Origin of the sequence: Corallococcus sp. CA049B (assembly GCF_003611685.1) — a bacterium.
Classification (GTDB): domain Bacteria; phylum Myxococcota; class Myxococcia; order Myxococcales; family Myxococcaceae; genus Corallococcus; species Corallococcus coralloides.
Genome location: NZ_RAWC01000275.1, coordinates 1 through 10,293, shown reverse-complemented (window position 1 = coordinate 10,293; position 10,293 = coordinate 1). Strand labels below are relative to the sequence as shown.

General features: G+C 71.0%; 10 protein-coding genes and 1 pseudogene. All 11 read left to right on the top strand.

The window, feature by feature from the left end:
- Positions 1 to 315 (top strand): annotated as a pseudogene (locus D7W82_RS35490) (hypothetical protein); the annotation flags it as partial.
- Positions 312 to 1,322 (top strand): ABC transporter ATP-binding protein, encoded by a 1,011-nt coding sequence (locus tag D7W82_RS35485; RefSeq protein ID WP_120622545.1) that lies wholly within the window; start codon positions 312 to 314, stop codon positions 1,320 to 1,322. The pseudogene D7W82_RS35490 and the gene D7W82_RS35485, both read left to right, overlap by 4 nt.
- On the top strand, positions 1,319 to 2,374 hold the full coding sequence (locus D7W82_RS35480) for an ABC transporter ATP-binding protein (RefSeq protein ID WP_120622544.1): 1,056 nt from the start codon (positions 1,319 to 1,321) through the stop codon (positions 2,372 to 2,374). Before D7W82_RS35485 ends, D7W82_RS35480 begins: the two co-directional genes overlap by 4 nt.
- Complete coding sequence (locus tag D7W82_RS35475) at positions 2,343 to 2,750, top strand: DUF2085 domain-containing protein (protein WP_120622543.1); 408 nt, start codon at positions 2,343 to 2,345, stop codon at positions 2,748 to 2,750. Before D7W82_RS35480 ends, D7W82_RS35475 begins: the two co-directional genes overlap by 32 nt.
- A gap of 64 nt (positions 2,751 to 2,814) precedes the next feature.
- Positions 2,815 to 3,462, top strand: a complete 648-nt coding sequence (locus D7W82_RS35470; protein WP_120622546.1) for an RNA polymerase sigma factor — start codon at positions 2,815 to 2,817, stop codon at positions 3,460 to 3,462.
- Positions 3,459 to 4,931, top strand: a complete 1,473-nt coding sequence (locus D7W82_RS35465; RefSeq protein ID WP_120622542.1) for an anti-sigma factor — start codon at positions 3,459 to 3,461, stop codon at positions 4,929 to 4,931. The genes D7W82_RS35470 and D7W82_RS35465 overlap by 4 nt, the downstream gene beginning before the upstream one ends.
- A 60-nt stretch (positions 4,932 to 4,991) precedes the next feature.
- On the top strand, positions 4,992 to 5,252 hold the full coding sequence (locus D7W82_RS35460) for a hypothetical protein (RefSeq protein ID WP_120622541.1): 261 nt from the start codon (positions 4,992 to 4,994) through the stop codon (positions 5,250 to 5,252).
- A gap of 232 nt (positions 5,253 to 5,484) precedes the next feature.
- Positions 5,485 to 6,303: a Flp pilus assembly protein CpaB gene (gene cpaB, locus D7W82_RS35455; RefSeq protein ID WP_120622540.1), complete on the top strand. Its 819-nt coding sequence runs from the start codon at positions 5,485 to 5,487 to the stop codon at positions 6,301 to 6,303.
- Positions 6,304 to 6,382: 79 nt separating this feature from the next.
- Complete coding sequence (locus D7W82_RS35450) at positions 6,383 to 7,228, top strand: type II secretion system F family protein (protein WP_120622539.1); 846 nt, start codon at positions 6,383 to 6,385, stop codon at positions 7,226 to 7,228.
- Positions 7,229 to 7,241: 13 nt separating this feature from the next.
- Positions 7,242 to 8,132, top strand: a complete 891-nt coding sequence (locus D7W82_RS35445; protein ID WP_120622538.1) for a type II secretion system F family protein — start codon at positions 7,242 to 7,244, stop codon at positions 8,130 to 8,132.
- Between the two features lie 73 nt (positions 8,133 to 8,205).
- Positions 8,206 to 10,293 (top strand): FHA domain-containing protein (locus tag D7W82_RS41975; RefSeq protein ID WP_233588136.1); only part of this gene is annotated, 2,088 nt, incomplete at its 3' end.

Sequence of the window (10,293 nt, the reverse complement as noted above, 5' to 3'; positions counted from 1 at the left end):
GCCGCGGCCCGTCCGCCGCCGCCTCCGCCTCCCTCGGAGCCGGAGGACCCGAGCAAGCCGCGCGTGCCGGTGGTGCTCTTCGGCGGCGCCGCGCAGGGCGTGAAGCCGTCCGTGGCGCTCACGCCCACGCCGGACTTCTCCGAGGAGGACCTGGCGGTGCTGGACGACATCGACCGCATCTCGCGCGGCGAGGAGGCCAGCCTGGACACGGAGAAGGTGAAGCCCGCGCGCATGGTCGCGAGCCTCATCCGCCTGCTCATCCGCAAGGGGCTCATCCAGGAGGCGGAGTTCCTGGAGGAGCTGGCCCAGAAGTGACCGGCGTCGCGCCGGCCCCGCTCCTGGACGTGCGGGGGCTCGTCACCCAGCTGTCGCTCCCGCGCGGCACGGTGCGCGCGGTGGACGGCGTGTCCTTCGCCGTTCCTCCCGGCGGCACGCTGGGGGTGGTGGGGGAGAGCGGCTGCGGCAAGAGCCTGACGGCGCTGTCGGTGATGCGGCTCGTTCCCCAGCCTCCGGGCCGCGTGGTGGGCGGCGAGGTGCGCTTCCGGGGCAATGATTTGCTGGCCCTGCCGGAGAAGGAGATGCGGCGCGTGCGCGGCCGGCACGTGGCCATGGTCTTCCAGGAGCCCATGACGTCGCTCAACCCGGTGTTCACCGTGGGCGAGCAGATTGGCGAAGGCGTCCGGCTGCACCTGGGCGCCAGCCGGGCGCAGGCGCGTGAGCGCGCGGTGGAGATGCTCCGGCAGGTGGGCATCCCGGCGCCCGGCGAGCGCGTGGACGCGTATCCGCACCAGCTCTCCGGCGGCATGCGCCAGCGCGTGATGATCGCCATGGCGCTCGCGTGCGACCCGGCGCTGCTCATCGCGGACGAGCCCACCACGGCGCTGGACGTCACCATCCAGGCCCAGATTCTCGAGCTGCTCAAGCGCCTCCAGGCCGAGCGGAACATGGCGGTGATGCTCATCACCCACGACCTGGGCGTGGTGGCGGGAAGCTGCGACGCGGTGGTGGTGATGTACGCGGGCCGCATCGTGGAGCAGGCCCCGGTGCGCGAGCTGTTCGCGCGGCCCGCGCACCCGTACACGGCGGGCCTCTTGCGCTCCATCCCGTCGCTGCACGACGCGGGCGCGGCGGTGGAGGGCGGACGTCAGCGCCTGAAGGCCATCCCCGGCATGGTGCCGTCGCTCACCGCGCTGCCGTCCGGGTGCGCGTTCCGCGACCGCTGCGACCGCGCCTCCGAGCTGTGCGCCCGCGTCACGCCCGCGCTGGAGCCGAAGCGCGGAGGCCAGTCCGCCGCCTGTCATCATCCGGTGCCCGCGCCATGAGCGAACCGCTGGTCCAGGTGCGCGACCTGAAGGTGCACTTCCCGGTGAAGGGCGGCCTGCTGGGCCGCACGCGCGGCACGGTGCGCGCGGTGGACGGCGTGTCCTTCGAAGTCGCCCGCGGCGAGACGCTGGGCCTGGTGGGGGAGAGCGGCTGCGGCAAGAGCACGCTGGGGCGCGCGGTGCTGCGCCTCCTCGACCCGACCTCGGGCTCCATCCGCGTGGCCGGGCGCGAGCTGACCGGCCTGTCGCAGCGCGAATTGCGGCCGCTGCGCCGCCAGATGCAGCTCGTCTTCCAGGACCCCTACGCGTCGCTCAATCCGCGCATGACGGTGGGGGACATCCTCGCGGAGCCCTTCGCCATCCACGGCCTCGCGAAGGGCAAGGCGCGCGAGGACGAGGTGCTGGCGCTGCTCGACGCCATGGGGCTGCCCCGCGAGGCGCGCCAGCGCTACCCGCACGAGTTCTCCGGTGGCCAGCGTCAACGCATCGGCATTGCACGTGCCATCGCGTTGCGTCCGGACCTGGTGGTGGCGGACGAGCCCATCAGCGCGCTGGACGTCTCCATCCAGGCGCAGATCGTCAACCTGCTGGTGGACCTGCAGCGCCAGCGCGGGCTCACGTACGTCTTCATCGCGCACGACCTGAAGATCGTTGAGTACGTGTCCACGCGCGTGGCGGTGATGTACCTGGGCCGCATCGTGGAGGTGGCGCCGTCCCGGTCGCTGTACGCAGGGCCACGCCATCCGTACACGCAGGCGCTGCTGTCCGCGGTGCCGGTGCCGGATCCGGAGCGTCCCAGCGCGCGGCTGCTGCTGCCGGGAGAGCCGCCTTCGCCCCTGTCGCCGCCGGCCGGCTGCGCGTTCCATCCGCGCTGCCCGCATGCGATGGAGCGCTGCCGCCGCGAGTCACCGCCGCTGTATCCCCTGGGCGGAGGCCACGCCGCGGCGTGCTTCCTGGCCGAAGGGGAGTCGCGCAACGTGCAGGACGGGGCCGCTGTTTCCGCGTCCGGAGGAGGTGCCGGTGTTCTGGCTCAGCCATCATCACCCGGATGAGTACAACCGCACGTACGTGCTCGCGGGCGTGCGCGTGTGCGCGCGGTGCCTGGGCACGTATCCGGTGCTCGCTGGCGTTTTCCTCGGACTGTTCGCGCTGAAGGCGCCGCTGCGGTGGGAGTGGGACGTGCCGGTGGTGCTGGCCCTCACGCTGCCCGCGCTCGTGGACTGGGCGGTGGGACGCTTCCGGCCCGCTTCGGGTTCCAACGCGGTGCGCACGCTGACGGGCGTCCTGTTGGGGGTGGGGCTCGGCCGCTCGCTGTACGTGCATGTGCAGCGCCCGTTACCGGCGGTGCTGCTGGCGCAGGCACTTCTGGTGACAGGGGTGGCGGTCCCTGTCATTCTCGCCACTTACCGGCGGCCACGGCCGGAATAGACCTTTCGCGCACGGCTGTCCGTTACAGGCCTTGGGCGGTGAAGGGGATGGCACCCGTGGCTTCATGGGCACTGGGGGAAGTTTGGCACCCGAAACCTCAGACGAGCAGCTGATGCTCGCCTTCCAGGCGGGAAACGCGCGTGCGTTCGATGCGTTGGTGCGCAAGCACCGCGCGCCGGTGTTCAACTTCATCCTGCGCTTCGTGGGGCACCGGGCGCGGGCGGAGGACGTGCTGCAGGAGACCTGGCTCAAGGTGGTCCGCAGCGCCCGGGAATACGAGCCCAAGGCCCGGTTCACGACCTGGCTGTACACCATCGCGAGGAACCTCTGCGTGGACAGCACGCGCAAAGAGAGCTACCGCCAGGCGACGTCCCTGGAAGCCCCCGCGGCGGGTGCCGACGGTGACGAGGGACGTCCGCTGGGCGAGGGGCTGCCGGATTCCGGGGCCAGCCCGGAGCGCGGCGCGCACAACGCCCGCCTCCGGCCCCTCTTGGAGCGGGCCCTGTCGGCCCTGCCGGAGGAGCAGCGCGAGGTGTTCGTGCTGCGCGAGTACAGCGGCATCCCGTTCAAGGAGATCGCCGAGGTGACGGGCGTGTCCGAGAACACGGTGAAGAGCCGCATGCGCTACGCGCTGGAGGGCCTGCGCCGCCGCCTGGGTGAGCTGGGCGTGGACGGCGACCTGTCGGAGGATGGAAGGACGGTGGCGGGATGAATGCCCAGAATGCCCACGCGCACGAGGACCGGCTCCTCGACTTCGCCTATGGCGAGCTGCCCGCGTCGGAGGCCCACGCGCTGGAGCAGCATGTCCAGGGCTGCGCGCGCTGCACGAAGGCGCTGGCGGACATCCGCGGCGTGCGCACCACCATGGCGCAGCTGTCGTCGGAGCCCGCGCCGGACGCGGGCCTGGAGTCGCTGCTCGCGTACGCGCAGCAGTCCGCGCGCCGCGCCGCCGCCGGCCCCGAGCCGAAGCCCTCGCGCTGGCGCCGATGGTTGTTGCCCGCGGTGGGCCTGGCCACGGTGGGCACCTTCGGCCTCCTGACGTTGACGGTGAGCGAGAACCTCGACCTGTCGCCGAACCTGTCGCAGCGGGCCGCGCCCAGCCAGGCGATGGAGGCGGCGAAGCAGGAGTCGCGGACTCGGGAGAAGAGCGCCCCGACCGCGATGGCCCCCGCGCCCTCGAGCGCGACCCTCGAAGAAGTGGACGTGCCCGAGGGGGCCTCCGACGCGCTGGCGGCCGCGCCGCGCGAGATGGAGTTCAGCAAGAACCAGGTGGAGGCCAAGGTGCAGCGCAAGGGCAACGCCGCGGCCCGTCCGTCCGACTGGATGAACGCGGGCAGCGGTGGCGCGCTGCTGGAGCGCCGCGCGGACGCCGAGGCTCCCAAGAAGAAGGTGTCCAAGGCCGTCCGGGACGCGGACGACGCGTTCGCCGCGCTCGAGCAGGCGCCGGCCGGGGCGGTCATGCCGGTGTCGCCTCCGAAGGAAGATGCGGCCAACGAAGGCTACGCCGCGAAGGATGAACCCGCGCGGCGGCGTTCCCCGGGCAAGCTCGGCGACAAGGCCATGGGCTCGGCGGGTGACTCCCTGCGGCTGGGTGAGGCGGCCTATGGCCGTGGGCTCGGCATGGATGACGACCAGAGCGTCGCCGCGGGCGCGCCTCCGCCCCCTCCCGCAGTGGCCTCCGCGCCCGTGGTCCAGGCCGAGCCCATGGCCCCCACCGCCGTGGGCTCCATCGGCTCCATCGGTGGTGCGCGGCCGCCGTCCACGCCCCCGGCGCCTTCGACCGCCATGCCCAAGCAGGAGTCCGCTCGCGCCGAGGCCGCGAAGCCTGCTCCCATGGAGAAGTCCGCGTCCAAGGAGGCGATGACGGCGCGCGACCTGTCCGCCCAGGCCCAGGCCGCCGCGAACCAGGGCGACCGTGCCCGGGAGGCACAGTTGCTGCGCGCCGCGCTGGCGGCCGGAGCCAGCGGCGGCGAGCGGCTGGCCCTGCTCTCACGGCTCTGCGAGTCGGAGTCCGTCCAGGGCCGGACCCAGGAGGCCGCCGCCGTCTGCGGGCAGATCATCTCCGAGGCCCCCGGCTCCAGCGCGGCGCAGCTGGCCCAGCGCCGCCTGCGTCAGGCCTCGCCCTCCACGGCTCCGGCGTCCGCTCCGGCCAGGGCCGCCCCTTCCCAGCCCGCGCAGTAGGGAAGGGCGGCAGTCCACATGACCGATGCGTCCGGGGCCCGGGTCCTGGATAATGGGGACATGACGTCGGACGTGCACGCTCCCCCCGTGAACAGCCCCCGCAAGTCACCGCCGCGCTCCCCGCGCCGGGCCCGCCGTGGCCAGGCCATGGTGGAGTACTCGATGATCAACTGGGTGTTGATCGTCGGGCTCGTCATTGGCGCCACGGTGCGGATCCGCTGGACGGACGACCGGCAGACCAACGTCATCGACCTGTTCCTCGAGGCGTACCAGATCTATTACGACTCGTTCTACTTCGTGCTGAACCTGCCGTTCCCCTGAGGGACGGCAGGCCGCGGATCAGCACGCTGCGTCGAGCCGTCCTCCCCCCTGGGCGGGCAGGCTCCGTGAGCTCCTGAGGTCCCGGGATTCCGCTTTGTCGCGAGAGGTGGTTTTGACACCTGCTCTGGGGCATGGCTAACATCTTGCGCTGTTCGCGCCCTGGCATTGCCCCCTCGTCCAAAGCAGTCCTGCCGCCACGACGGCGCCCCACCGTTCTGGAGGACTTTGAACCATGTTGAAGGGTAAGACCCCACTCGTCGTCGCACTGGTGCTCGGTTTGCTCGCGGGCATCGTGGCCTACTCGGCCATCAAGAAGAAGGAATCGGATGTGCGCCGCGGGTGGAACCTGGTGCCCGTGGTGGTGGCGGGCCAGGACATGCCCGAGGGCTCGGTCATCACGTACGAGATGATCTCCCAGCGCTCCGTGCCGGAGCAGTTCGTCACCTCGTCGGTGGTGAAGCCGGACTCCGCCAACTACATCGTGAACCAGAAGGTGCTGGTGGCGCTGCAGGCCGGCGACCCCATCCTCTGGAGCCAGTTCGAGACGACGAAGGCCGCCGAGCGCCTGTCCACCAAGGTGCAGAAGAAGGCGCGCGCCATCACCATCGAGGCGAAGCAGACCACGTCCGTGGGCGGGTGGATCCGTCCGAACGACCACGTGGACATCATCGGCACGTTCCGCGATCCGCAGACGGACGAGAGCGTCGCGGTGACGCTGCTGCAGAACATCATCGTGGTCGCCACGGGCAAGATCACCGGTACCACGAACATCAACCTCATCCCGGAGAACCAGCGCGAGTACTCCAACGTCTCGCTGATGGTGCTGCCGGAAGAGGCGGAGATCCTGGTGCTGGCGGCGGAGCTGGGGCAGCTGACCCTGTCGCTGCGCAACGAGGACGACGTGGACCTCATCGAAGAGCGTGGCCGCGCGACCATCAGCACGCTGCTCTCCGGTGAGCGCACCCGCGTGCTCGAGCAGAAGCGCCGCGAGATCATCCAGATCATCAAGGGCAGTGGCGGCGGCGAGAAGGCCTCGGCCGGAGCTCCGTAGTCCCGCGCGCGGGGCCGCTTTGCTTCAAGGCTGAAGCGGCCCTGCCGACCCCTCCCTCATCCCCCGGGGATTCGCGCCCATGCTCGCAGGTATCGTCCTCCTTCTCGTCACCGGCTCGGTGTTCTTCTTCAGCCTGGTGATCTTCAGCGTCCTGTCGAAGGCGTATGAGCAGTACCAGGAGCGGTACGTCGCCAAGTCGATGAACGACTTGAGCGACATGTTCCTCTTCATCGACGCGCGGCAGATGTTGATCCTCAACATCGCCTGCATGTGCCTTCTGGGCATCCTCAGCTACATCGTCTTCAACCCCATCCTGGCGGTGCTCGCGACCATCTTCGGCTTCTTCCTGCCGATGCTGCTCGTGAAGCACTACCGCAAGCGCCGCATCAAGAAGTTCAACGTGCAGCTGGTGGACGCGCTGCAGGCCATGGCCAACGCGTTCAAGGCGGGCCTCACGTTCCCGCAGGCCATCGAGCACGTGGCGCGCGAAGCGCTGCCGCCCCTGTCCCAGGAGTTCGGCCTCTTCGTGAAGGAAGTGAAGCTGGGCGTGCCCCTGGAAGAGGCGCTCGTCAACATGGGCAAGCGCGTGGGCAGCGACGACCTGGAGCTGGTGGTGGTGTCCACCAACATCGCGCGCCAGCTGGGCGGCAACATGGCGGAGATGTTCGAGACCATCTCCACGGTGATCCGCGAGCGCTTCCGCCTGGAAGGCAAGATCGACGCGCTGACGTCCCAGGGCAAGCTTCAAGGGTGGATCGTCGCGGCCATGCCGGCGGTGCTGGGCATGGTGCTCAACTACATGCGTCCGGACCTGATGGAGCCGATGATGAACCACATCTTCGGCTACATCCTGGTGACCATCATCGCCATCATGGAGATCATGGGCATCCTCATCATCCGGCGCATCGTCAACATCGACATCTGAAACGAGGCGCACCGTGCAGGAAGTCCTGACATTTCTGCTGATGGGCGGCTCGGCACTGCTGACCGCGGGCGCGGTGGCGTTCCTGGGCATCGGCCTGTACTCCAACCTCCTGGAGCGCTTCCTCACGGAAGTCCGGGACGAGTCCGCGGGCGGCATGAAGGGCGCGGGCTCCGTCGCCATCCGCAAGCTGGGCTCGATGAACCGGCGCTTCATGTGGCCGGGCTACGAGTCCAAGACGCGCCGCAAGTTGATCAAGGCGGGCGAGCCGTCCCAGTACAAGCCCGAGGACATCATGGCGCTGCAGGAGGTGAGCGCCTTCCTGGGCCTGCTGGTGGGCCTGTTCGTCGCCAACGGCATCGGGGCGAACCTGGCCTGGTCGCTGGTGGTGATGCTGCTGGGCCTGTTCTATCCGCTCATCTGGTTGAACGACCAGGTGAAGCGCCGTCACCTGGCCATCAGCCGCGCGCTTCCGTACAACCTGGACCTGCTGACGCTGTCGGTGGAAGCGGGCATGGACTTCACGGGCGCGCTGGCGAAGGTGGTGGAGAAGGGCCGCCAGGGGCCGCTGCGTGAAGAGCTGCAGCTGGTGCTCAAGCAGCTCAAGATGGGCAAGACGCGTGAAGAGGGGCTCAAGAGCATGATCGTGCGCGTGGACCTGCCGTCGCTGACGACGTTCGTCACGGCGCTGATCCAGGCGGACAAGATGGGGACGAGCCTGGGCAAGGTGCTGCGCATCCAGTCCACGCAGATGCGCATCGACCGCACGCAGCGCGCGGAGAAGCTCGCGGGTGAGGCGCCGGTGAAGATGCTCTTCCCGCTCATCGCCTGCATCTTCCCGACGGTGTTCATGGTGCTCTTCGGGCCCATCGTGTTCCAGTTCATGTTCGGCAACGTCGGGGGCTAGTCCTCTGCCCATCCTGCTCACCATCACCCAGGGGCTCCAGGTCGGACGGGAGCTCGCCTTCGAGCAGGCCGAAGTGAAGATCGGCCGGACCTCGGAGAACGACCTGGTCCTGCATGACCACGGGGTCTCCCGGCGTCATGCCCGCATCACGGCGAGGGATGGGCGCTACTTCGCGGAGGACGTCGGCAGCGCGAACGGCACGCAGCTGAACGGCCAGCCGCTGGGCGGCGAGAAGCAGCTGCGCGACGGCGACCGCATCACCGTGGGGCCGGTGGAGTTCACCTTCGTGTGGATGCCGCCGGAGGATGACGACGACGTCACCCGGCCCATCCGGCGGGCGCTCGCGCCGCCCAATGCGAAGGTGTCGCCGCAGGGCCTGGAGCAGGCTTCGCTCGCGGAGATCGAAGCGGCGCCCACGAGCTACCAGCAGTCGATGCCGGCCATGGCCCGGCCGGCATCGCCGCCGCGCCCGGGACTGGCCGTGCCCGCCGCGAAGGGTGGGGCGACCCCGGCGATGCCGATGCCGGCCGCCACGCCGAAGCGGCCCTCCGCTCCGGATCTGCCGGCGGTCAATGTCTCCGCGCCGGTCGCGGCTGCTCCGGTCCGGCCTCCGCCGGGGCCTCCTGTGCTGGGGGCTTCCGCGCCAGCAGCAGCTTCTCCGGTGCGGCCTCCTGTGCTGGGTGCCTCCGCGTCGGCTGCGGCGACTCCGCCCAGGCCCCCCTCGGGGCCGCCTGCGCTGGGGGCCTCCGCGTCGGCTGCTTCGGGCAAGGTTCCCGCCGCGCCTCCTGTGTTGGGGACTTCAGGGCCGGGAGCGCCGGCCAGAACTCCCTCGGGCCCCCCGGTGTTGGGTTCCGCTGCTCCGGGCGTGGGCGCTCCGGCCAAGGCTCCTGCTGGCCCCCCGGTGCCGAGCGCCTCGGCGGCGAACCGGGCTTCGGGAGCTTCCGCCTCCGTCCGGGCCTCCGGGCCGGGACTGTCAGCCGTGGGTGCCTCGGGGCCGGGCCGGTCGTCCGCGCCGGAGACTGCCTCGGAGCCCGCGCACGTCACCGCACTCGAGCTTCCCGCGGCCGGAACCCCTGCTTCGACGGGGGCTGCCCACGCGGCGACTGCTGCTCCGGAGAAGGTCGCGGCTCCAGGTCCCGCGAAGCAGAGCGCCGTCGCGAACCTTCCCGGTGTCGGTGCGCCCGCGCTGAACCGTCCCTCGCTGGGGCTTGGCGCCGCGCGCGCGTCCGCTGCTCCGGTGGCCCGGGGTGCCCCTGCTTCCTCAACGGGCCTGCCGTTGATGACGCCGCCGGGGCTCACGGCTCCGCCGCCTCCAGCACGGCCTTCCGCCGTATCGCCTCCCGTGGGCCTGGCACCCGTGGTGCCGGATGAACCCGAGGAGCGCACGCTGATGGCGATCTCCACGGTGGACCCGCTCGTGCCCGCCGCGCCGCCGCCCATGCTGCCCTTCCCGGAGCTGGACGAGCCCGAGGAGCGCACGCTGATGGCGATCTCCACGGTGGACCCGCTCGTGCCCGCCGCGCCGCCGCCCATGCTGCCCTTCCCGGAGCTGGGCGAGCCCGAGGAGCGCACGCTGATGGCGATCTCCACGGTGGACCCGCTCGTGCCCGCCGCGCCGCTTTCCGTGCCGCCCCTTCCGGAGCCGGACGAGCCCGAGGAGCGCACGCTGATGGCGATCTCCACGGTGGACTCGCCCGTGCCCGCCGCGCCGCTTTCCGTGCCGCCCCTTCCGGAGCCGGACGAGCCCGAGGAGCGCACGCTGATGGCGATTCCGGCGACCCGGGAAGCTCCGCCGCTGGAAAAGGCGCCGCCTCCGCAGGAAGCCTCGCCCGCGCTGCCTCCGCCGATGATGGAGGAGCCCGAGGAGCGGACGGTCCTCGACCTCCGGCCCATCACGCCGGTCCGTCCGCTCGTGGCCCCTCCGGTGCGCGTCGTGAGCGCGCCCGCCGCCGCGCTCAACTCCAGCGAGCCCTCGACCTTCGTCGGCCAGGACGATGACCTCTCCGCGGCCCCCGAGGAGACCCGGGCCTCCGGGACCTTCACGGGCCAGGTCGCGCCCGGTCCCGCCGCACCGGCCTGGATCCCTCCCGTCCCGCCGCCTTCGCCGGAGCCGGTGACTTTCGTCGGCCACGACCGCGCCCCGCCTGCCCCGCCCCTGGAC

What these genes read in the sequence shown, in the direction of transcription:
- D7W82_RS35460 (WP_120622541.1), top strand. Translation starts at nt 4,992, where the DNA reads ATGACGTCGGACGTGCACGCTCCCCCCGTGAACAGCCCCCGCAAGTCA.
- D7W82_RS35480 (WP_120622544.1), top strand. Translation starts at nt 1,319, where the DNA reads ATGAGCGAACCGCTGGTCCAGGTGCGCGACCTGAAGGTGCACTTCCCG.
- D7W82_RS35470 (WP_120622546.1), top strand. Translation starts at nt 2,815, where the DNA reads ATGGGCACTGGGGGAAGTTTGGCACCCGAAACCTCAGACGAGCAGCTG.
- D7W82_RS35450 (WP_120622539.1), top strand. Translation starts at nt 6,383, where the DNA reads ATGCTCGCAGGTATCGTCCTCCTTCTCGTCACCGGCTCGGTGTTCTTC.
- D7W82_RS35465 (WP_120622542.1), top strand. Translation starts at nt 3,459, where the DNA reads ATGAATGCCCAGAATGCCCACGCGCACGAGGACCGGCTCCTCGACTTC.
- cpaB (WP_120622540.1), top strand. Translation starts at nt 5,485, where the DNA reads ATGTTGAAGGGTAAGACCCCACTCGTCGTCGCACTGGTGCTCGGTTTG.